The sequence below is a fragment of the Rhodoferax sp. genome (assembly GCF_034520025.1).
In the GTDB taxonomy this organism is placed as follows: domain Bacteria; phylum Pseudomonadota; class Gammaproteobacteria; order Burkholderiales; family Burkholderiaceae_C; genus Allorhodoferax.
Genome location: NZ_JAXHNZ010000002.1, coordinates 1,388,898 through 1,409,720 on the forward strand (window position 1 = coordinate 1,388,898; position 20,823 = coordinate 1,409,720).

Annotated in this window: 19 protein-coding genes and 1 pseudogene; 8 read left to right on the forward strand and 12 right to left on the reverse strand. The window is 59.5% G+C overall.

The annotated features are described in order from the left end of the window. Positions 1 to 15 precede the first annotated feature (15 nt). Positions 16 to 756 carry a 2OG-Fe dioxygenase family protein gene (locus tag U5L73_RS14905; protein ID WP_322563071.1) on the reverse strand — a complete coding sequence of 247 codons (741 nt, stop codon included), beginning with the start codon at positions 754 to 756 and terminating at the stop codon, positions 16 to 18. Positions 757 to 857: 101 nt separating this feature from the next. On the opposite strand from U5L73_RS14905, the pseudogene U5L73_RS14910 reads away from it, so the two are divergent. From U5L73_RS14910 to U5L73_RS14920, 3 genes and pseudogenes are all read left to right on the forward strand, one after another. After that, positions 858 to 1,277, forward strand: a pseudogene (locus U5L73_RS14910) (hemerythrin domain-containing protein); the annotation flags it as partial. 19 nt (positions 1,278 to 1,296) lie between these two features. Continuing rightward, positions 1,297 to 1,917, forward strand: coding sequence for a YitT family protein (locus U5L73_RS14915; protein ID WP_322563072.1), 621 nt, complete (start codon positions 1,297 to 1,299; stop codon positions 1,915 to 1,917). A gap of 135 nt (positions 1,918 to 2,052) precedes the next feature. After that, positions 2,053 to 3,099: an NADP-dependent oxidoreductase gene (locus U5L73_RS14920; RefSeq protein WP_322563073.1), complete on the forward strand. Its 1,047-nt coding sequence runs from the start codon at positions 2,053 to 2,055 to the stop codon at positions 3,097 to 3,099. Positions 3,100 to 3,190: 91 nt separating this feature from the next. On the opposite strand, the gene U5L73_RS14925 is transcribed toward U5L73_RS14920, so the two are convergent. The 11 genes from U5L73_RS14925 to U5L73_RS14975 form a co-directional block, all read right to left on the reverse strand. Beyond that, complete coding sequence (locus U5L73_RS14925) at positions 3,191 to 6,661, reverse strand: DEAD/DEAH box helicase family protein (RefSeq protein WP_322563074.1); 3,471 nt, start codon at positions 6,659 to 6,661, stop codon at positions 3,191 to 3,193. 69 nt (positions 6,662 to 6,730) lie between these two features. Next, positions 6,731 to 7,096, reverse strand: a complete 366-nt coding sequence (locus U5L73_RS14930; protein WP_322563075.1) for a DUF86 domain-containing protein — start codon at positions 7,094 to 7,096, stop codon at positions 6,731 to 6,733. Further along, entirely contained in the window at positions 7,093 to 7,383 is a 291-nt protein-coding gene (locus tag U5L73_RS14935; protein ID WP_322563076.1) for a nucleotidyltransferase family protein, read from the reverse strand. Before U5L73_RS14935 ends, U5L73_RS14930 begins: the two co-directional genes overlap by 4 nt. A 98-nt stretch (positions 7,384 to 7,481) precedes the next feature. Then, complete coding sequence (locus U5L73_RS14940) at positions 7,482 to 8,111, reverse strand: hypothetical protein (RefSeq protein ID WP_322563077.1); 630 nt, start codon at positions 8,109 to 8,111, stop codon at positions 7,482 to 7,484. A 27-nt stretch (positions 8,112 to 8,138) separates the two neighbouring features. After that, positions 8,139 to 9,053 (reverse strand): hypothetical protein, encoded by a 915-nt coding sequence (locus U5L73_RS14945; RefSeq protein WP_322563078.1) that lies wholly within the window; start codon positions 9,051 to 9,053, stop codon positions 8,139 to 8,141. 275 nt (positions 9,054 to 9,328) lie between these two features. Continuing rightward, the gene (locus U5L73_RS14950; RefSeq protein ID WP_322563079.1) at positions 9,329 to 10,123 is read right to left on the reverse strand and encodes a TIGR02391 family protein; all 795 of its coding nucleotides are present in this window, start codon (positions 10,121 to 10,123) and stop codon (positions 9,329 to 9,331) included. After that, entirely contained in the window at positions 10,123 to 11,289 is a 1,167-nt protein-coding gene (locus U5L73_RS14955; protein ID WP_322563080.1) for a restriction endonuclease subunit S, read from the reverse strand. Before U5L73_RS14955 ends, U5L73_RS14950 begins: the two co-directional genes overlap by 1 nt. Continuing rightward, a complete protein-coding gene (locus U5L73_RS14960; RefSeq protein WP_322563081.1) occupies positions 11,286 to 12,836 on the reverse strand; it encodes a class I SAM-dependent DNA methyltransferase in 1,551 nt (516 codons plus the stop codon). The genes U5L73_RS14955 and U5L73_RS14960 overlap by 4 nt, the downstream gene beginning before the upstream one ends. A 138-nt stretch (positions 12,837 to 12,974) precedes the next feature. Beyond that, the gene (locus tag U5L73_RS14965) at positions 12,975 to 14,150 is read right to left on the reverse strand and encodes a serine hydrolase domain-containing protein (RefSeq protein ID WP_322563082.1); all 1,176 of its coding nucleotides are present in this window, start codon (positions 14,148 to 14,150) and stop codon (positions 12,975 to 12,977) included. A gap of 2 nt (positions 14,151 to 14,152) precedes the next feature. After that, entirely contained in the window at positions 14,153 to 15,175 is a 1,023-nt protein-coding gene (locus U5L73_RS14970; RefSeq protein WP_322563083.1) for a methionine synthase, read from the reverse strand. Between the two features lie 23 nt (positions 15,176 to 15,198). After that, positions 15,199 to 16,071 carry an ion transporter gene (locus U5L73_RS14975; RefSeq protein WP_322563084.1) on the reverse strand — a complete coding sequence of 291 codons (873 nt, stop codon included), beginning with the start codon at positions 16,069 to 16,071 and terminating at the stop codon, positions 15,199 to 15,201. 255 nt (positions 16,072 to 16,326) lie between these two features. On the opposite strand from U5L73_RS14975, the gene U5L73_RS14980 reads away from it, so the two are divergent. From U5L73_RS14980 to U5L73_RS15000, 5 genes are all read left to right on the forward strand, one after another. Beyond that, on the forward strand, positions 16,327 to 17,361 hold the full coding sequence (locus U5L73_RS14980) for an amino acid ABC transporter substrate-binding protein (RefSeq protein WP_322563085.1): 1,035 nt from the start codon (positions 16,327 to 16,329) through the stop codon (positions 17,359 to 17,361). Positions 17,362 to 17,477: 116 nt separating this feature from the next. Next, positions 17,478 to 18,653 carry an ABC transporter permease subunit gene (locus U5L73_RS14985; RefSeq protein ID WP_322563086.1) on the forward strand — a complete coding sequence of 392 codons (1,176 nt, stop codon included), beginning with the start codon at positions 17,478 to 17,480 and terminating at the stop codon, positions 18,651 to 18,653. A gap of 9 nt (positions 18,654 to 18,662) precedes the next feature. Then, positions 18,663 to 19,766, forward strand: a complete 1,104-nt coding sequence (locus U5L73_RS14990) for an amino acid ABC transporter permease (protein WP_322563087.1) — start codon at positions 18,663 to 18,665, stop codon at positions 19,764 to 19,766. A gap of 9 nt (positions 19,767 to 19,775) precedes the next feature. Beyond that, a complete protein-coding gene (locus tag U5L73_RS14995) occupies positions 19,776 to 20,519 on the forward strand; it encodes an amino acid ABC transporter ATP-binding protein (protein ID WP_322563088.1) in 744 nt (247 codons plus the stop codon). Between the two features lie 4 nt (positions 20,520 to 20,523). Continuing rightward, a complete protein-coding gene (locus tag U5L73_RS15000) occupies positions 20,524 to 20,823 on the forward strand; it encodes a hypothetical protein (RefSeq protein ID WP_322563089.1) in 300 nt (99 codons plus the stop codon).

The following is a 20,823-nucleotide window of genomic DNA, read 5'->3' on the forward strand; positions in this document are numbered from 1 at the left end:
CAGGGCAAAAAACCTTTAAACCTCGCCCTGGAACCCACCAGCGCGCAGGGTCACCACCAGGGTGTCGCGGTAGCCGCCCTCGGCCAAAGGCTGGATCGGTGTGGACTCGTGAATGACCCGCTCATCATCCAAGAGCAGCAGTGACCATGGCTCACTCAGCGTAAAGCGCTGGCCGTTGGGGCCATCGGCCTCAAACACCCGGGTCTCGCCCCCCTTCACACGATCACGGGCCACCATGAACACCGCCACCAGGTCCACTCCATCGCGGTGCGCGCCCTCGGGCGTCGGGCGGCCAATGCCGTCGGTGGTGTCGATGCGGAACTGGTGCGCCTCGGCAAACCAGGTGTGCGGGCCTTTCAAATCGTCTGCTACCCGACCGAGCCAGCCCAATAGCTGCTGCCAAGGCGTCTGCGCTGTGACGCTGCTGTCCATCGGCTCAAAGTGGCGCTGCATGCCGCCGTGCAGCGCGTTGTAAGACAGGGGCTGCCAGTGCGGGCGGTGCGGTGCCTGCGTCACGCCATGGCTGTCGAGCACAAAGCACGAGTGACGGCGGCGGCGGTAGCGGCCACCGTCTTTGAGGTAGTTGTCGGGCGGCAGGTCATTCCAGCCGTCGCACCAGCCCAGCATGGCGTCCAGCGGCACGCCGGACAAGCCTGCAACTTGCGACGCTCCTACGACCGCGTAGCCCTGGCGGAACAGAGTGGCGCCCAGGTCGGCGGGGCGAGCAATCAGAGGAGGCTGAAAGGAAATAGTCATAGCGCAAGATTATCAACGGCCCTGTGATGCCGCCGCCTGATGTGGGTCAATACGCCCAAGGCCTGCGCCGCCTATGCTGGGACCGATCAAGGAGAAGCCCGATGACCGAAACCCTTACCGCCCCTGCCACCCTCGCCTGGACCGATGCCCTGGTACTCGACATGCCCGTGATGGACCAAGTGCACCAAGAGTTTGTAGATCTGCTGGAGCGCGTGGTGCTGGCTGACGATGACATGCTCTTGCCCTTGTGGTCGGCGCTGATAGCCCACACCCAGGCGCACTTCAACCGCGAAGACGAGTGGATGCGCGCCACCGGCTTTGCCGCCGGCAACTGCCACGCCACCCAACATAAAGTGGTGCTACAAGTGATGCGCGAAGGCGAAGCCCGAGGACACGGCGGCGACCTGGCGGTAGTGAGGCAAATGGCCGACGAGCTGGGCATCTGGTTCCCGCAACATGCGCAAAGCATGGACGCATCCTTGGCATTGCATTTGCGTTCGGCAGGCTACGACCCTGCCACCGCCTGACTACACTCGCCCGATGCCCCAAACCCCCGACCGCACTACCGACCTGCGCCACCGCCCCACTGAAGACCTGCAAGCGCTTTTAACCGGCACTATTTTTGTGGCGCTGGGGGTATTGATGTTCAAACAGGTCGGCCTGCTGACCGGTGGCACCGCAGGGGTGGCCTTCTGGCTGCACTACGCCACGGGCTGGAATTTCGGGCTGATCTTTTTCGCGATCAACCTGCCGTTTTACGCACTGGCCTACCAGCGCATGGGGCGGGTGTTTACCGTCAAGACCTTCATGGCAGTGGCCTTGCTGGCGGGCCTGACCAACCTGATGCCGCAGTGGGTGGGCTTTGAGCACCTGCACCCGGCGGCCACTGCCGTCATTGGTGGCCTGCTCATGGGCACAGGCATGCTGATTTTGTTCAGGCACAAAGCCAGCCTGGGTGGGTTCAATGTGCTGGTGCTCTACCTGCAAGAGAAATATGGCTGGCGCGCCGGGCGCCTGCAAATGGCGCTGGATTGCACCATCGTGCTGCTGGCCTTCGGCGTGACCGATTGGCAGCATGTGCTGTGGAGCGTGCTGGGCGCCATCACCCTGAACCAGACCCTAGCCACCAACCACCGCGCCGGCCGCTACATGGCCCACTGAGTGCGGACCTGCCCCAAGCCACAGCCTGGAGCCAGAGCGGACCCTGACGAAGCCTTGTCACCTAGGCTACCAAGCTACACCCGGTACAGCGCTACCATCCGCGACCATTGTTTACACCCTTCCCCCGGAGCCCCTATGACCCAAGCCCTTGCCACCCTGACCAACCACCAGATCCGCCTGGCCGCGCGCCCTGTGGGCATGCCCAAAGCCAGCGACTGGAGCCACACTTCCGAGCCTGTGGCAGAGCCAGCCGAGGGCGGCGTCACCCTAAAAACCTTGGCGCTGAGCCTGGACCCCGCGATGCGCGGCTGGATGAATGAAGGGAAGAGCTACATCCCGCCGGTGGGAATTGGTGAAGTCATGCGCGCTGGTGGCGTAGGCGTGGTGGTGGCCAGCAAGAATGACAAGTTTGCGGTGGGCGACTATGTGAGCGCAGGCTTTGGTGTGCAGGAGTACATCACCATTGCCAAAGACGACCTCAAGCGCAGCGGCATCGTCAAAATCGACCTGCGTGCCGGCACCCTGACCCAGTGGCTCAATGTGCTGGGCATGCCCGGCATGACCGGCTATTTTGGCCTGATGGACGTAGGCCAGCCCAAGGCGGGCGAGACGATCGTGATCTCTGGCGCCGCCGGTGCCGTGGGCCAGACGGTGGGCCAAGTTGCCAAGATTTTGGGCCTGCGCGTGGTCGGCATTGCCGGTGGCCCTGCCAAGTGCGAGTGGGTGGTGAAAGAGCTGGGTTTTGACGCCTGCATCGACTACAAGGCAGGCCCCAACGCGGTGCGCGCGGGCCTGAAGGAATACTGCCCCGGCGGCGTGGACATTTACTTCGACAACGTGGGCGGTGACATCCTGGACGACGTGCTGGCCCGCATCAACCGCAAGGCGCGCATCATCATCTGCGGCGCCATCAGCCAGTACAACAACACGACCGCCGTGCAAGGCCCCAAGAACTACCTGAGCCTGCTGGTGAACCGCGCGCGCATGGAAGGCATCGTCGTCTTCGACTACGCCGACCGCTACCACCTGGCCGTGGCCGAGATGGCCGGCTACCTGAAAGACGGCCGCATGAAGAGCAAGGAAGACGTGGTGGTGGGCCTGCAGACCTTCCCCGAGACACTGCTCAAGCTCTTCAATGGCGAGAACTTCGGCAAGCTGGTGCTGGAAGTGGCCAAGGCCTGAACCTGCAGCTCGCGCGAGCTGCTACGTTTTTAGGAGCTGCTCGCGCATGTTCCACGAGGGGCAGAGGTCACTTTCATACCAAATCGGGGCTTTAGGCCGCTAGTGCAGTGGCCTTGATGTGATCTAGCACACCAAACAACTCATCCACCTGGGCAGACGTGAACAGCACGTCTGGCCCCTGCGGCTCGTAGCTGGTGAATGGAGGCTCATAGAGTAGCCCCGGCTCCATCACCCCGCGCTCGGTCAGGTGGGTGACGATCAGGTTGACGAATTCCAGCTGGTTGGCCGTCAAGGTCTTACCCGCCACAAATCTATTGAGCGCTTGGGTGGCCGCCTCGCGATCCAGACCCACCAGCCCTCGTACAAACAGGCCTAGCCCATGGGCTTCTTGCCCGGCACGGGCCACGTCTTCCGCAGTGGCGGTTCCGCTGTCGATCAGCAAGCGCTCCAGCTCGGCCAAGTCAGTCGCGGTGAGCGGCTGGTTGCGGCGCAATTTGTACAGGGTGATGTGATTTTCGTGCGTGCGTAAAAAGGCCCGCACCTTGAGCCGGAAACGCTCAAAGTCACCCGCACTGCCGCCCAGGGGCAAGGCAATCTCAGTCCCCTCGCCCACCACGTCGGGGAAATCGGTGTAAATCGGTTTGCGTCTTATCTTCTCCAGCAGCTTGATGAGTCCGCGCAGGTGCCTGCGCGCTTGCTCCAGCATGGGCAGGGTCACGTCTTGCCACCACTCTTCGCCCGCCACGGCCTCAATCAACACCATATGCTTTTTCACATCGGGAATGCTGCCCAGCTCGCTCAAGCCATCGGCCAGCGCACGCACCTGCTCGCGTAGCCGGGCAAAGCCCAGATCGCCCCGCGCGCTACCCAGCTGAATACGCAGCATCAGTAAGTCAAAGCGCTTGGCCTCTTCATCGTCATCGCGCACGGCGCTGGGTAGGCCGGACACGTGTTGGGCCAAGTCGGCCAGCTGGTCGCCGGTGACGGTGTGCCAAGCCTCTGCCTGGCTCCACGGTTCCACCCAGCGGCGCTGGGGGCGCACCACAAAGTTGTCCAGCCGCATTCCGGCCACCACCGTGTGCAAGTGGCTGGCCGTGTCCGCACGCATGGCGGCCGTGGTCAAGGCGTAGCCCGCTGCGGGCTCAGCCACCTTGGCAGCGCCCGGCTCCTGCGCCAGCTGCTCGTCCAGCACGCTCAACAACTCCAGTCGCGCCTTGAAGGTGCGCTGGCTCAAGGGTTCGGCGACATTACCTTTGCTGCCCTCTAAGTTCTGGCTAAAGAACTCCAGGTTCTGGCAGAAGTCGAAGATCACAAACTCTTGCTTGTGCTGATCCGGCCCAAACAGGTTTTTGCACAAGCGTGTACCGCGCCCCACCATTTGCCAGAACTTGGCTTTGGAGCGCACGATCTTGAAGAACACCAGATTCACCACCTCGGGCACGTCAATGCCGGTATCCAGCATGTCCACCACGATGGCGATGTGCGGCGCTTTGTCTTTGACGCTGAAGTCGTCAATCAGGCTCTGTGCGTATTCGGTCTGGTAGGTGATGACACGGGCAAACTGCCCCGCGAAGTGTGGGTAGTTGGCGTTGAACCTGTCGGCAATGAAGTTGGCGTGCGCATTGTTTTTGGCAAACACAATCGTCTTGCCCAGCCGGTCACCGCCTGCCACCTTGTGGCCCTGCGTCATCAACAGCTCCAGCACCTTGTCCACGGTGTCGGTGTTGAACAGCCATTTGTTCACCGCCTCTGCGCCCACCTCATCGGGGGCGTGGCCTTCATCATCCCAGTCCAGTTCGTCCCACTGGGCACGTTCGTCTTCGTTCAGCTCGGCGTATTTGATGCCCTCGCGCTGAAACTTCAGCGGCACCGAAACGGCGCGCGGCGGCACCAGGTAGCCTTCCGCAATCGCGTCTTCCAAGCCATAGGCATCGGTAGGCACGCCGTTTTCCAGCTCAAACAGGCTGTAGGTGTTGCGGTCGATCTCGTCTTTGGGCGTGGCGGTCAGGCCCACCAGCAGCGCATCGAAGTAGGCAAAGATGGCGCGGTACTTTTGGTAGATGGAGCGGTGCGCCTCGTCCACGATGATCAGGTCAAAGTGCCCCACACCAAAGCGGCGCAGCCCGCCGTCGGTCTCGTTGATCAGCCCCATCATCGTGGGGTAGGTGCTCACAAACACGCGGCCTTCGGTATCTTTGTCAGTCACCAAATTCACCGCCGCGGCATCGGGCAAATGCGCCTTGAAGGCATTGGCCGCCTGGTTCACCAGCGCCACTCGGTCCGCCAGAAACAGGATGCGCTTGGCCCAGTTGGCGCGCTGTAGCAAGTCCACCAGCGCAATTACGGTGCGCGTCTTGCCTGCGCCGGTGGCCATCACCACCAGGGCCTTGCGCTGGCGGTCGCGCTCAAAGGTTTCGCCAATACGGCGTATAGCGCGCAACTGGTAATGCCGCTCCACGATGTCCGCATTGATGCTCACCCCCGTCAGGGGCTTGGCGCTGGTGCGGCGCTGCACCAGCAGTTGCAACTCGTCCTTTTTGTGGAAACCCTGCACCGGGCGCGGCGGGTAGGTGCTGTCGTCCCAAAACCAGTGCTCGTAGCCGTTGGTGGTGTAGATCAGCGGGCGCTGGCCAAACTGGGTGTGCAGGCAGTCTGCATACAGCTTGGCCTGCTGCTGGCCCACGCGCGCGTCGCGCCGCGTGCGCTTGGCTTCCACCACCGCCAGGGGTTTGCCGTCGTCACCCCACAGCACGTAGTCCACAAAGCCTTTGCCCTCGGTGTTGGGCATGCCCTGCACTTCGTATTCTCGGTCCCGCTTTTGATCCAGCTTCCAGCCCGCTTCTTTGAGCAGCAGGTCGATATACAGGTCCCGCGTCTCGGCCTCGTTGTAGTCGTGTGTGTCGGGCGTGGCCGTGTTGGCGGCTTTGGCGGCGGCCACTTCGGCGCGCAGCTGGTCCAGCTCGGCGTCCAGCGCGGCGGTCTTTAGCTGCGCCGCAGCCAGCGCTGCATCGCGCGCGGCCAGCTCGTCGGCCAAGGTGGCCAGTTTCTGCAACGCAGCTTGCGTGGCTTGTGCGCTGGCCTGGGCGGCGGCCTGCTCAGCAGCGGCATTGCTGGGGCGGGGCAATAGCTCGGCGCGGAACTGCTGCGCAGGGTCGGGCCGCGCCGCCACGTTGCGCCCGTAGTTGCGCGCCAGCCAAAAGGCCACCTGAAACAGCTCGCGCAGCACCGCAGTGGCGTCTGCTGCGGTAATGGGCCGCGCGCTGTGCACGGCGTTGTTGCCCTGCTTGCGCACCACGTCCATCTTGGCGTGCAGCGCAGGGCCCACCAATACCTTGAAACTGGGCTCAAACAAAAACGCCGACAGGTCGGGCTTGTAAGGCATCTGCAGCCGGCCAGAGCGCCCGCCTTCGGCTTGGAAGAGCCACACCACCGCCAGCTCCAGCGTGCGCCGGGCGTAGAAGCAGGCGGTGCGCGGGTCGGACAGCGCGGCGTGCTCGGCCTTGGTGGCCTCGGCATAGAGCGCGGGCCATTCGGCCTGCAGGAATGAGAAATTGGAGGTCATTATTTTTGACCCCATGAGGACAAAAGCGGGCTGATTGCTTGAAAGAGCGGCTGATTTGACCTCATGGGGTCAATTCTTTTGAGCATCAATGAGGGCGGCTACCTGAGCCCGTAGCTCAGGCAAATCGGCATGAATGGTCTTCCACACCAGCTCATAGTCCACCTTGAAGTAACCATGCGCTACCCGGTTGCGCATGGTGTACATCAGCGCCCAAGGCACATCCCCATGGGCCTGGGCAAAGGTGGGGTGATACTTTTCAATGTTGTTGGCAGCCTCACCCAAAATTTCGAAATTGCGCACCACAGCGTCTTGCGTCTTTTCGTCAGAGAGAAAGCTCAACTCCACCATGTCGTCCACATACCGGTCAATGCGGTCTATGGCTTCCACGATGTGGGCCAGATAGTCTTGCACCCGGAGTGCGTCGGTCTTGCTCACAGCGCCTGCGCCTCGGCAATCACTTGGTCGCGAAATTTGGCGGGCAAACCCTTGGGTGTAAGTACATCCACCGCAACAGGTAAAAGCCGCGCCAGCTCTAGCTGAATCTTGGCAATGTCCATCATGGTGGTCTCTTGCGTGGGTTCCACCAGAATGTCCAAGTCACTACCCTCTGCATCGTCGCCATGCACCACAGAGCCGAACACGCGCACATTCGTCACTCGGTGGCTGAGGGCAATCGCGCGAATGGCATCCCGGTGGGTCTGCAGAGCTATGGATGGGCGCATGGTCTGGGTCAGTGGGTGTGAAGCAAAGTTTGTATCACAACTCCCCCGCAAACGCCCGCTGCTGCAGCGAGGCGACATGATTGGCGCAGAGCACTGCCTCAAACGCCGGGCAAAAACAGCGCATCGCTGCGGACATCGGCCAAGTAATGCGCTAGTGTTTCCCGAGAATTGACCTCCGACTTCTTTGCTCCAAAACTAGCCTGCAATGCAGTGTCAGGCCTCATACCGAGCGCTAAACCCAAAGCCATGCCACGCGAAACTTTGGTATTGACTGCTTCAAATCCGAATTCGTTGATCAACTCCAACATGATGGACTCTAGGCAGTCCACACGCGCCTGATTCAATCGCTGATTCAACGCAGGATCGCTGGCACACATGCCGCCAATTAAGCGCAGAGCGCGTTTGTCACCCGTGACCATGTGTTCTACCTCTGGCGTGTTCACCAGAATGGCCAACATTTGCGCTTCACCTGGGTCCAGCTCCAAAGGAAAGAGTGCCAGCATGTTGATGTCCGCTGCAGGCAGGTCAGACACTTGCAGGAGAAATTGCTCCAAATCTGCCAAAGCTGCAGCATCTACCTTCAGCTTCTTGCGCAACATAAAGCGCATTGAAGGCAATACCCAAACCTCAGCCGGAGGAACCTCGAGCCACTGCAAAAGCTCTTGTAGCAGGCCACAACATGCCAGCTTCTGAATAATGTCGTTGTCCGCCAAGACAACTTTGCGCATAGGTGCCTGCGTCATTTGGAAACGCAGTTATGCCGTGTAGCCAGTAGTCGTTTTCAATAGTTCAAACTGGTCGTCCGACAGCTTGCCAGTATCCAGCGATTGGAAAAATGCGCTGTTCACCATCTTGATCCCATCAGACTCACCCGGAATCGACTTAAGTGCCGCATTGGCTAGCAGGAAATTTTGCTGCGACTTACCGTAATTGAGAATGATGTGGCCCACATCAATATGCTCCTGTTGGGCCTTCGCCAAGGCTGCCCTATACAGCGCTATACCACTGCGAATATTCGAACTCGCCCCGGGGCCATAACTGACCTCCTGGCCATTCAAAAGGCGAATGGCATACGCGTCAGCTTCTTTCTCATCCGCATCGCCTGCATCGGCGCCGCTAATTTTTTCATCCACGACAAAGCCGTTACCTTGCAAATGCCCATTGGCAATGTGACCCAGTTCATGTGCCAAGTGAAACAACAGATGGGCTGGCGTTCCTTTTTTGCTGAGCACAACGGCAAACCGCCCGTCTTCGCGCACTACCAAGCCTGTCATCTTCTTGCCCGGCAGTTTGTGAATGTGCAGGACAGGGATATTGGCCTCGGCACACCAAGCCAACAAAGCCCACAGACTCACGCAGCTGTGCTTCTGCAAAATAGCCGCGCGTAACTCCACCGGGTCTTTGGGCACGGTGGTCTGCTGAGTGCCCACGCCGACCAGCGCTAAATTGGCAATGGCAGTCGCGAAATGTGCGCTAACAGAAACATCACGCTCCGTCACGTTGCGACTTAGTTTGAATTTGCGCTGGGTTTCTTCGAACTGCACCGGACCACTGGTCTTGGCAAGACTCACCAGATCAATATGAAAAGCCCGTGCGAAATACATCTGGGCCTGTTGAAGACCGGACTTGGTTTGGGCGATTTCGTCATCCCACCAAGTAGGTAGAGCCATGCGCGCAAAATTCGTGGGTACACCCGCCGAGCCAAGTCGGATCAAAAGACTGTGAATGGGGTTGTTAGGGGTGGCGGCCACGGGAATCTCCTTCGCCGCATCCTGCGGCTGGCTCTGTCTGAATGCAGGCTAGAATTTTAACTTAAGGTTCAAATTCGCCTATAGCCCTCATGGATAAAGCGCAAGCAGCTCCTCTTTTAGTAGCAAAACTACAACTCCCCCGCAAACGCCCGCTGCTGCAGCGAGGCGAGATATACGGGTTGAAGTCCGTGGTGCTACATCCGCGTCCACACGCAATCATCAAGCTTGCGATGCAGCAGAGATATCAAAGACAAATAGTCGGCAGCGTCATCTTCGCCCTGCCAAAGCAGCTTGGGCTGATGGGCCAGTGGGTTACGGACTGCAGAAAAGCACCCCTTCAAAAGTGCGGCGAAACCTTTGTGCTCGGATCGTTCAGTCTCCGTCTGCAACGTGTTAAACGCAAGAATGGGGCGGTCAACTGAAAAGACCTGATCGACCAACGCAGCGCCGTCGAGTTGCACACTAGACATGTCACGAATTCGCTGCGCCAGACCCTTGGCGGCTTCAAACACTGCGTGAAAGTAGTTTTCCTGCAGCAACTCCGCTCGGCAATACTTGATCACCTCTGGATGAATCCGACGACCGGCGAACTTGGCGCGAATCGTTCGCGTCCGCTGCTCTGCCTCATCCAAGGTTGTCGCGGTCTCACGTGTTCGAAATTTCCCGTCCGCTCCAAATTCCAATCCAGAAAACGCCAGTATCAAATTCAACTCCTGGCGCTGTATTTCAAACTCAGAGCTGCGGCCAACGAAACGCGCCGGTGTCAAATACGACTGGATGAAGTCGACAACCCGATTTCCACAGCCTAATTGCCTTTGACTGTCTAAGAAGACCCAATACAAACGTCGCCACTTGGTTGACTCCATCGAGCCGTCCACCAAACCCCGATCGTTGAGCACCCTAGTGATGTCAGTTCCAGAGCCACACTCGCCCAACAGCCTAGACAGCGCTTCAATTTGGCCTTCTGAAAAGCTGGAGACCGCACTCATCACAACTCCCCCGCAAACGCCCGCTGCTGCAGCGAGGCGAACAGGGCGTCTAGCTGGGCCAAGGCTGCGCGGTGGATGGCTTTGAGGGACGCGATGGCCTGGATACGGGTGGCGAAGGTTTGTTGGAGGGGGAGTGGGGGGACTACAACTAGCACCCGCTCCAGATTGGATTGATTGATGCCGGAAATTGTTGACTGTGTCACGAACGGTCGAACGCGCTTGTCGCGAATAGTCTCGTTGCCCGAGTAGTGAAACAGATACACCGCCAAGAGCTTTGTCTTATCAGGTGTGACCCGAATAAACGACGACTCGAACAACAATGGCTCGGTGGCTGGCGGGATGAGGCACGGCTTCGCTGCACCTTCGTAAGTAAGCGAACGTCGCGCCAGCAATATGTCCTCTTTGCCAAGGGAATACTTTTTCAAATCTGCGTCTGAACAATTCACTCGCTTCAGACCGCCGCGATGAACGATGCCGTTGAACGCATCGCTCATGTGAACCATCTCAACGCCACCCACTGCGGTGTAGTCCTCCTTCGGGTAGTACGCGCCATTTTGCAGGGGCGTTTCAAGCACATCAACCAGTGCGGCAACTGGGAATCTCGGCGTTCCCTGCGCATCGTCGCCAAACATATCGAGAAAGAGGGACTGGGTGAGGGTGTCGAGGTGGGCCAGGGCTTGGTGGCGTTGGGTTCGGAGGGTTTCGGCCTGGTCCAGGATGGCGGCGATGCGGCGTTGTTCTTCCACCGGCGGCAGCGGAATCTCGACCTCGCGAATCTGCTTTGCGGAAAGATGCTTGACCGTCACAAACGAAGTTGCATCTTCGATTGACTTCAATGCAGCAGGCAGAAAATGGAAAAGATACTCTTCAGCTAGACGTGGACTGATAGACCTGATTTTGCAAACTCGCTGATTCAACAATGCAGGGGCTGATTGCCACCGAGCACGGTTGAACTCACCGTCCATGCCAATCAGTATTTCGCCTTGATTGATCAAGTACTTTTCGTCGTACTCACCGCGATAGAAAGTGTTTGACCGTCCACGCAATACGTCGCGGATTCTGATCAGCGCAATCTCGCCCTCATCGGAGAAGTTGGCGGCATCGAAGGCAAAGCCAGAAAGTATTTCGACGAAATCGCCGAGACGAGCAGAAGCTGAAGCACTCACTTCAACATCCCCTCCAACGCCTTCATCCCCGCCGCAATCTCATCCTCCAGCTTGGCCAGCTCGGCCAATATCTCGCCCGGCGCGCGGTGCTGCACTTGTGCGTGCACCACTTCCTTGTAGCGGTTGATGCTCAGGTCGTAGCCGTTGGCGGCGATGTCGGCTTTGGGTACGCAGAAGCTTTGTTCGGTGCGGCTGCGCTCGCGCTCCGTGCCCTCACGCTGCGCCCAGCGGGCCAGCACGTCGGGCAGGTTGTTTTTGGCGTGCTCTTCTTTTGATAGCTGCTCGCGCACAGCGGACGGGCGCTGAAGGCCTAACTTGTCCTCAACCAAGAGCGGCTGGCGCTTGTCGTCCAGGCTGTAGCCGTCGGCCTGCATGTCGTAGAACCACACGTTATCCGTGCCGCCGCTGTTGGTCTTAGTGAAGAACAAGATGGCGGTGCTGACGCCCGCGTAGGGCTTGAACACGCCGCCGGGCAGGCTGACGATTCCATCCAGCTTTTGGTCTTCCACCAGCATCTTGCGCAGGGCCTTGTGCGCGGTGCTGCTGCCGAACAGCACGCCGTCGGGCACGATGACGGCGGCGCGGCCACCGGGTTTGAGCAGGCGCAGGAACAGGGCCAGAAACAGCAGCTCGGTCTTTTTGGTCTTGACGGTTTGCAGCAAGTCTTTGGCGACGTTCTCGTAGTCCAGGCTGCCCGCGAACGGCGGGTTGGCCAGCACCAGACTGTAGCGGCCTTCTTCGGCGCCGTGCTCTTGGCCCAGCGAGTCACGGTAGGTAATGGCCGGGTTGTCCACGCCGTGCAGCATCATGTTCATGCTGCCGATGCGCAGCATGGTGTTGTCGAAGTCGTAGCCATGGAACATGCCATGGTTGAAGTGTTGGTTCAGCTTGGTGTCGTGGAACAGCGTGGGGTGCGCCTCGCGCAGGTATTCGCCCGCTGCCACCAAAAAGCCGCAGGTGCCGCTGGCCGGGTCGCAAATGGTGTCTTGCGGGGTGGGCGCGGTCATTTCCACCATGAGCTGGATGATGTGGCGCGGGGTGCGGAACTGGCCGTTTTGCCCGGCGCTGGCGATCTTGCCCAGCATGTATTCGTACAGGTCGCCCTTGGTGTCGCGGTTGTCCATGGGCACGGCGTCCAGCAGGTCCACCACCTTGGCCAAGAGCGCTGGCGTGGGGATGGTGAAGCGGGCGTCCTTCATGTGGTGGGCGTAGGTGGAGTCGTCCGAGCCCAGGGTGCGCAGGAAGGGGAAGACGTGTTCGCCCACGATGACGAACATTTCGCTGGGGGCTTCGTTTTTGAAGCGGCTCCAGCGCAGGGTGTCGAACGCGCGGCCGCGAGCGTCCGCGCCTTCGGGGAAGATGCGGCGCTCCATGGGCTTCTTCAGGCGGGTGGCCTTGTTTTCTTCCAGGGTGTGCAGGTCGTCCAGGCGGCGCAGGAAGAGCAGATAGGTGATCTGCTCGATGACTTCGATGGGGTTGGCGATGCCGCCGGACCAGAAGGCGTTCCAGATTTGGTCGATTTTGCTTTTGAGGTCGCCGGTGAGCATGGGGGTCGGTTGTAGGGGGAGGATGGACTAATAGACGGCTAAGCATAGCCCATTAATTTGCTATATTTTTGCTAGCTGCTTGCGCATTGTTAACAAGGGCTAGAGGCTTATTTTGCTCATAAACCTCTACCCTGCGCGCTAGTCGTTGAGTGCGGTGTACACCAGGTTGCGGAACAGCGCCCGGCTCCAGTTGCGCTGGTTGGGTGCCTGGGTGAGCAGGATGGCGAAGAACTCTTTGGCAGGGTCCACAAAAAATACGGTGCCCGAGATGCCGCTCCAGTAGTACATGCCCTTGCTGCCCAATTGGGCGCCCAAGCCCTCTTGCAAGCGCACGGCAAAACCCAGCCCGAAGCCGTGGCCCGGCGGCAGCAGCTCCGCAGCACGGCCGCTGCGGTTGACCGGAATATCGCCCAAGTGGTCAGCAGTCATCAGGCGCACCGAAGCCGGACTCAGGATGCGGACACCGCCCAAGGTGCCGCCGTTCAACACGCACTGTAAAAAGCGGGCGTAGTCCGCAGCCGTAGAGCCCAAGCCCGCACCACCGGCTTGCATGGGCGTGGCTCTGCGCAGATCCATCAGGGGCATTTGCTGGCCGCCATCGGGATCGTGGGCAAAGGGCTCTGCAATACGCGAGTGCTTGTCGGCTGGCACCACAAAAGCCGTGTCCACCATGCCCAGGGGCGCGAGGATGTGGGTCTGCAAATAGTCGCCCAGCGGCTGGCCGGTGACCCGCTCCAGCAAGGCGCCCAGCAGGTCCGTCGCACGGCTGTATTGCCAGATGCTGCCCGGCTCGTAACGGTAGGGAATAGCAGCCAGCGCATGGGCAAAGCCTGTGTTGCTGAGTTTGCGCGAGCCCAAGCCGGCTTGCGCATAGCGCTGCTGGATAGCGTCGTCGCCCAATATTTCGTAGGTCAGGCCCGCCGTGTGGCGCAACAAGTCTTGCACCGTAGGCGGCTGCTGCGGCACCCGAGGCGCGGGGCTGTGGCCATCGTCCACCCGCACCTGTGCAAACTCGCTCAGGTGCTGGCCGATCGGGTCGCTGAGCAGCAGTTGCCCGCGCTCCACCAATTGCATGATAGCCACCGACACCAGCGGCTTGGTCATGGAGTAGATGCGAAAGATGCTGTCCAGCGCCATGGGCGTGCCATCCGCCGGGTTTTGCCGGCCCCATGCGCGGTGCAGCACCGTGTGGCCGCGCCGGGCAATGTAGGCGACTGCGCCGGGCAGGCGGCCTTGGTTGACCTCGGCTTGCAACACGTGGCTCAGCGCGTCCAAAGCGGGGGCGTGAAAGCCCGTATCTGCGGTGTGCCCCACCCTCACGCTCCGTAGCGCTGGCGGGCCAGCGCAGCGCCCTGAGCCAAAGCCTCTAGCTTCTTGGTGGCCACCTCGCGGCTCATGGGGGCCAAGCCACAGTTGGTGCACGGGAATATGCGGTTACGCGGCACATGCTGCAGGGCAATGCCGATGGTGTCAGCCACTTGCTCGGGGGTCTCAATGACGTCGCTGGCCACGTCGATCACGCCGACCATGACGTCTTTGTCCTTCAGCAGCGCCATCAAGTCCGGCGGCACATGGGACTGGTAGCACTCCAGGCTCACCTGTTGGATGCTGCTGGCCGCCAGCGCGGGGAACACCTGCGCGTATTGGCGCCACTCTTGGCCGAGGGTTTCTTTCCAGTCGTTATTGGCCTTGATGCCGTAGCCGTAGCAAATATGAACCGCGGTGGTGCAAGTCAGTCCACGGGCCGCAATCTCGAGCGCCTGCACGCCCCAGTCCACCGCGTCTTGCATGTAGACGTTGAAGCCGGGTTCATCAAACTGGATGATGTCCACCCCATCGGCCTGCAGGGCCAGGGCTTCTTGGTTCAGCAACTCGGCAAACGCAAAGGCCATAGCTTTTTTGTCGCCGTAAAAGCGGTCGGCCACGGTGTCCACAATGGTCAGTGGGCCGGGCAAGGTGAATTTGAGCTTTTTCTTGGTGTGAGCGCGGGCGAGTTGCGCCTCAAACGCATGCACTCGCCCCTTGAGCCGCAGGGGCGCAATCACTTGGGGAACCTGGGCGTCGTAGCGATTGTTGCGGATGCCCATGGTGACTTTGTTCTCAAAGTCGATGCCGTCCACCTGCTCCAGAAAGCCGTGCACAAAGTGCTGGCGGCTTTGCTCGCCATCGCCCACCACGTCAAGCCCGGCGTCCTCCTGGGCTTTGATCCACAAGAGCGTGGCGTCCGCCTTGGCTTGTTGCAGCTCGGGGCCGGCGAGTTTCCATTGGGGCCAGAGTTTCTCGGTCTCTGACAACCAAGAGGGTTTGGGCAGGCTGCCGGCAATCGCGGTTTCGAACATGGTGTCTCCTTGTTATGGGGGGCTCAGGGAATGTCGCGGAAATACGGTGACAAGTGTGCCCCACAGTGCGAGCAATAGCGCGCCTCGGGCAAATGCCCCTCTGTCAGGCACTCGTGGCAGGTGCGGGTCGTGGCCGGCGCAGGCGCGCCGCGCAGGGAGGCCATCTCCGACGTCACGATGCCCGTGGGCACCGCCAGAGTGCCCCAGCCCAGCAACATCATGCAAGAGGCAATGAAGCGACCCAAGTCGGTTTTTGGGGTGATATCTCCAAACCCGACGGTAGTCATGGTGGTGACGGCCCAGTAGACCGAGGTCGGGATGCTGGTAAACCCATTGACCGGGCCCTCGACCACATACATCAGCGTGCCCATGACCAACACAATCATCAACACCGCCGACAAGAACACCGAAATCTTGCGCTGGCTTGCCGCAAGCGCGCGGGCCAAGGCCTGGTACTCCTGCACATAGGCCGTGAGCTTGAACACCCGGAATACCCGCAACAACCGCAGTACCCGCACGTCAATCAGAGCCGACACCTCCGGCACCAGCAGGGCCACATAGGTGGGCAGCAAAGAGAGCAAATCGATGATGCCGTAAAAGCTCAGGGCATAACGCATCGGGTGGCGCACACAGAGCAAGCGGGCGATGTACTCGGCCGTGAAGATCAGTGTGAACATCCACTCCAGCACGTCAAACCAGATACCGACACGCTGATCGATCGCACTCACACTGCCCAATGCCACGACCCCCACACTGACCAAAATAACCGCAATCAGCCATTGATCAAACAGGCGGCCGGCACGGGTATCGGCTTCGAAAATGATGGTAAACAGCGTTAGCCGCCAACCTTGGAGGGGTTTACCTAGGTGAGATGAAGATTCTGAGGTCGTAGTCATGGAACAATGCGGGCCGTTCGACGGTGGGGGCTCTACTGTGCCACCTCCTGAGACAGTGGAGTGGCATGCTTCATGCTTTCCACACTCAGTCGTCGCGGGGAATGCAGAGAATTAGGTTATTACTTTTCCGCATACCTTTCGATGGTAAACCCCGATGAGGGCGCAAGCCCACAAAGCTACAGTTCAGCGTCAGAATCGGGGCGCAGACACCAATCTGGTGCACCCTGCTGATTCAATACTTTGGAGTAATGATTTATGAGCATTAAGAAACTAAAAACATTGGCAACTGTGGTTGCTGCTCTGGGCGCTGTCGTTGCGGTGCCCGCCCACGCTGGCAAAACACTGGATGCCGTCAAGACACGTGGCCAGGTGGTTTGCGGTGTGAACACAGGTTTGGCCGGCTTCAGTGCTGCTGATTCCAACGGCAAGTGGACCGGTCTGGACGTGGACGTGTGCCGCGCTGTGGCCGCTGCAGTGCTGGGCGACGGCGAAAAGGTGAAGTACGTTCCCCTGAACGCACAAGCCCGTTTCACTGCTCTGCAGTCTGGCGAAATCGACGTGCTCTCCCGCAACACCACATTCACGCTGACCCGCGACGCCTCTTTAGGCCTGTCCCAAACCGCCGTGACTTATTACGACGGCCAAGGCTTCATGGTTCCTGTGAAGAGCAAGCTCAAGAGTGCCAAGCAACTCAAAGGTCAGACCGTTTGCGTGCAATCCGGCACTACCACCGAAAAGAACCTGACCGACTTCTCCAAAGCCAACGCGCTGAACATCAAGCCCATCGTGTTTGAAAAACTCGAAGCGGCTGAAGGTGCTTACTTCGCCGGCCGTTGCGTGGCTTACACCACCGACGCATCCGGCCTGGCTTCGACCCGTAACAAGGTTGCCAAGAACCCTGCTGACCACATGATCTTGCCTGAGCTGATCTCCAAAGAGCCTTTGGGCCCGATGGTTCGCCGCGGTGACGACGAGTGGACTGCCATTGTGAAGTGGACTGTCTACGGCTTGTTGGAAGCTGAAGAAGCCGGCATCACCGCTGCCAACGTGGACGACTTGAAAACCAGCAGCCAAGACCCTGTCGTCGGCCGCCTGTTGGGCTCCAAGGAAGACACCGGCAAGTTGCTTGGCCTGGACAAAGAGTGGCTGGCACGCGCTGTCAAAACCACCGGCAACTACGGCGAAATGTTTGAACGCAACGTGGGCCCCAAGTCTGCCTTGCAGTTACCACGTGGTTTGAACAACCTGTGGAACAAGGGCGGCGTGCAATACGCACCCCCCGTGCGTTAATGAAAGTTAACGGAGGGCTGTAACCCGGCGTTCCGTTACCGAAAAGGGCAGCTGCATTCACCTTGCGCTGCCCTTTTCACTTGAAGCGTGTTTTTTCAGTGAACTCAAGGGCTGACATGTCCACACCCTCCTCTCCTCCCAAAAAGTCCTGGTCTTGGCGCAGCCAGGCGTTCCGCGGGCTGCTCTACCAGGCCATTGCCATCGTGGTGGTACTGGCCACGGTGCTCTACCTTGCACACAACACCACGACCAACATGAAGTTGCGCGGTATCCAGAGCGGCTTTGACTTTTTATCCAATCCTGCCGGCTTTGATATCGGTGAGAGTCTTTTCGCTTTTGACTCCGGCGAGTCGTATTGGCGCGCCTACCTCGTGGGATTTGTGAACACCTTGCGCGTGGCAGTGGTGGGCATCATCCTGACCACTATTCTGGGCACATTGATCGGGGTTGGGCGGTTTTCGCGCAACGCACTGGTTCGGGGTATTTGCGCTGCGTATGTGGAGTTTTTCCGCAACATTCCGGTGCTGCTGCAATTGCTCATGTGGTACCTGATGTTCACCGAGGTGCTACCCGCATCCAACGAGCCTTGGGTACTCGGGCCTTTCTTTCTGAGCAAGGGCGGCATCAATTTCCCGATCCCGGTATGGGCACAAGGGCATGTCTGGGGCGCGTGGGGTCTGCTCTTGGGCGTAGCCGCCGCTTGGGCTTACCGCGTGTATGCGCAAAAGTCGTTTGAGCAGACCGGCAAGGCCAAGAGCATGATGCTGGTTCCCATCGGCATCATTCTGGCCATCGGTGTGCTCGGCTGGCTGGTAGGCGGTGCGCCTACTGCACTCAATATGCCGATGCAAGGTGAATTCGCTATTGAAAACGGTGGCGCCTTGACACCTGAGTACCTGTCTGTGCTGCTGGGCCTAACGATCTACACCGCGGCATTTGTGTCCGAAGTGGTGCGGGGCGGCATCCAGTCTGTCGCGTTGGGCCAGTCGGAGGCGGCTGCCGCTTTGGGCTTGAGCCGTGGTCACACCATGCGCTTGGTGATGCTGCCGCAGGCCTTGCGCGTGATCATTCCGCCGGTGACCAACCAGTACCTGAACCTGACCAAAAACTCTTCGCTGGCTGTGGCTATCGGCTACCCGGATGTGGTGTCTATCGCGAACACTGCCATCAACCAAACCGGCCGCGCAGTGGAGTGCATCGCCATCATCATGCTGGTGTACCTGAGCACATCGCTGTTCACGTCCATCACGATGAATTGGTACAACACCCGCTCTGCGATCAAAGAACGCTGAGGCCTAGTTATGAGCGCAACTACTTTTGAACCTATTCCCGCCCGCCCCGCCCCGGTCAAGACCGAAGGTGCGGTTGCCTGGATCCGCAGCAACCTTTTTGGCAGCTGGCAGACCACCATCGGCACCCTCATCATGGGGGCGATCCTCCTCTACATTTTGCCGCCCCTGTTTGGCTGGGCATTGATTGACGCCAAGTGGGCCGCCAATGCTGATGCCTGCAGCGCAGACCGGGCAGGCGCATGCTGGGGCGTAGTGACGGAAAAATTCCGCATCATCATTTTTGGCCGCTACCCCTTTGAAGAGCAGTGGCGCCCTCTGGTAGCCACACTGCTGCTCTGCAGCTTGCTGGTTGCCAGCTGCATGCGTATGTTCTGGAAGGCCTGGCTTGGCGCGGCGTGGGTGCTGGTCTTGGGCATTTTCTTTGTGCTGATGCACGGCGATGTCATGGGCTTATCCTTGGTCGAAACCGACCGCTGGGGTGGCTTGCCGCTGACGCTGCTGCTGTCCTCGCTGTCAATGGCCATGGCTTTCCCGCTGGCCTTGATGATTGCCTTGGGTCGCCGTTCCAAACTGCCTGCGATCAAGACCTTCTGCACGATTTACGTGGAGCTGGTCCGTGGCGTGCCCTTGATCTCGGTGCTGTTCATGGCGTCCTTCATGTTTCCGCTGCTGATGCCCCAGGGCTTCAACATCGACGTGTTGGTGCGGGTGCTGGCCGGTATCACGCTGTTCGCTGCGGCCTACATGGCTGAAGTAATCCGCGGTGGCCTGCAAGCAGTGCCTAAGGGCCAAATTGAAGCGGCCGCCACCCTGGGCCTGAGCTACTGGCAAACCCAGCGCAAGATTGTGCTGCCACAAGCCCTCGCCATGGTCGTGCCCGGCATCATGAACAACTTCATCTCGACCTTCAAGGACACGTCGTTGGTCACCATCGTGAGCTTGTACGAGCTGACCGGTGCTATGAGCCTGGCCCTGAACTCGGACTCCGACTGGCGCCCCTTCAAGATTGAAGGCTACATCTTCATCGCACTCATTTACTTTGTGTTTTGCTTCTCCATGTCGCGCTATAGCCTCTGGATCGAAAAGCAAGTGAACAAAAGCAAACTCCGCTAAGGAACGAATATGTCTGAACCCATCATTACCTTCAACAAAGTCAACAAGTGGTACGGTAACAACTTCCACGTACTGCGGGACATTGACCTGACCGTCACCAAAGGTGAACGCATTGTGGTGTGCGGCCCCTCGGGCTCCGGCAAGTCCACCATGATTCGCTGCATCAACCGCCTCGAAGAGCACCAGCAGGGCAACCTGATTGTGGACGGCGTCGAACTGACCGACGACATCAAAGCCATCGACGACGTGCGCAAAAAGGTCGGCATGGTGTTCCAGCAGTTCAACCTGTTCCCGCACCTCACCGTGCTGGAAAATCTGACGCTCTCCCCCATGTGGGTCGGCAAAATGCCGAAAAAAGAAGCCGAAGAAAAGGCCATGATCCAGTTGGAGCGTGTGCGCATTGCCAACCAGGCCAACAAGTACCCGCTGCAACTCTCCGGCGGTCAGCAGCAGCGCGTAGCGATTGCCCGCGCTCTGTGCTTGAAACCCAAGATCATGTTGTTCGACGAGCCCACATCGGCCCTCGACCCGGAAATGATCAAGGAAGTGCTGGACGTAATGATTGAGATGGCCAGCCAGGGGATCACCATGATTTGCGTGACCCACGAAATGGGCTTTGCAAAGGCTGTGGCTGACCGTGTGATCTTCATGGACCAAGGCCAAATCGTGGAGCAAAACACGCCGCACGAGTTCTTTAACAACCCGCAGAACGAACGCAGCCGCGACTTCTTGTCCAAAATCCTAGGGCACTAAGCACATGCCAACCGCTGCTGACCTCCACATGGCCGAAGAACAGCTTCAAGCCCTTCAATCAGGCCTGAAACAGTTTCAGTCAGGGGGGCTAGCGGCGCACGCCCTATCAGAAATGGCGCGCGGCCAGACCGTATTGCTGACCGCGCTGCCGGAGAAATTCACCGATGTGCTGCACCAGTTGATGGATCGATTGGAATCCAGCGCCCTGTTCAGCGAAGAGAGCTGCTCATTCAGCCAACGCGACTTGATTGACAGCCTTCAGCTGTGGGTCGACAAAGCGACCCAGCGCCTCACGCAAAGCTAG

What these genes read in the sequence shown, in the direction of transcription:
- U5L73_RS14905 (WP_322563071.1), bottom strand. Translation starts at nt 756, where the DNA reads ATGACTATTTCCTTTCAGCCTCCTCTGATTGCTCGCCCCGCCGACCTG.
- U5L73_RS14915 (WP_322563072.1), top strand. Translation starts at nt 1,297, where the DNA reads ATGCCCCAAACCCCCGACCGCACTACCGACCTGCGCCACCGCCCCACT.
- U5L73_RS14920 (WP_322563073.1), top strand. Translation starts at nt 2,053, where the DNA reads ATGACCCAAGCCCTTGCCACCCTGACCAACCACCAGATCCGCCTGGCC.
- U5L73_RS14925 (WP_322563074.1), bottom strand. Translation starts at nt 6,661, where the DNA reads ATGACCTCCAATTTCTCATTCCTGCAGGCCGAATGGCCCGCGCTCTAT.
- U5L73_RS14935 (WP_322563076.1), bottom strand. Translation starts at nt 7,383, where the DNA reads ATGCGCCCATCCATAGCTCTGCAGACCCACCGGGATGCCATTCGCGCG.
- U5L73_RS14940 (WP_322563077.1), bottom strand. Translation starts at nt 8,111, where the DNA reads ATGCGCAAAGTTGTCTTGGCGGACAACGACATTATTCAGAAGCTGGCA.
- U5L73_RS14945 (WP_322563078.1), bottom strand. Translation starts at nt 9,053, where the DNA reads ATGGCTCTACCTACTTGGTGGGATGACGAAATCGCCCAAACCAAGTCC.
- U5L73_RS14950 (WP_322563079.1), bottom strand. Translation starts at nt 10,123, where the DNA reads ATGAGTGCGGTCTCCAGCTTTTCAGAAGGCCAAATTGAAGCGCTGTCT.
- U5L73_RS14960 (WP_322563081.1), bottom strand. Translation starts at nt 12,836, where the DNA reads ATGCTCACCGGCGACCTCAAAAGCAAAATCGACCAAATCTGGAACGCC.
- U5L73_RS14970 (WP_322563083.1), bottom strand. Translation starts at nt 15,175, where the DNA reads ATGTTCGAAACCGCGATTGCCGGCAGCCTGCCCAAACCCTCTTGGTTG.
- U5L73_RS14975 (WP_322563084.1), bottom strand. Translation starts at nt 16,071, where the DNA reads ATGACTACGACCTCAGAATCTTCATCTCACCTAGGTAAACCCCTCCAA.
- U5L73_RS14980 (WP_322563085.1), top strand. Translation starts at nt 16,327, where the DNA reads ATGAGCATTAAGAAACTAAAAACATTGGCAACTGTGGTTGCTGCTCTG.
- U5L73_RS14985 (WP_322563086.1), top strand. Translation starts at nt 17,478, where the DNA reads ATGTCCACACCCTCCTCTCCTCCCAAAAAGTCCTGGTCTTGGCGCAGC.
- U5L73_RS14990 (WP_322563087.1), top strand. Translation starts at nt 18,663, where the DNA reads ATGAGCGCAACTACTTTTGAACCTATTCCCGCCCGCCCCGCCCCGGTC.
- U5L73_RS14995 (WP_322563088.1), top strand. Translation starts at nt 19,776, where the DNA reads ATGTCTGAACCCATCATTACCTTCAACAAAGTCAACAAGTGGTACGGT.
- U5L73_RS15000 (WP_322563089.1), top strand. Translation starts at nt 20,524, where the DNA reads ATGCCAACCGCTGCTGACCTCCACATGGCCGAAGAACAGCTTCAAGCC.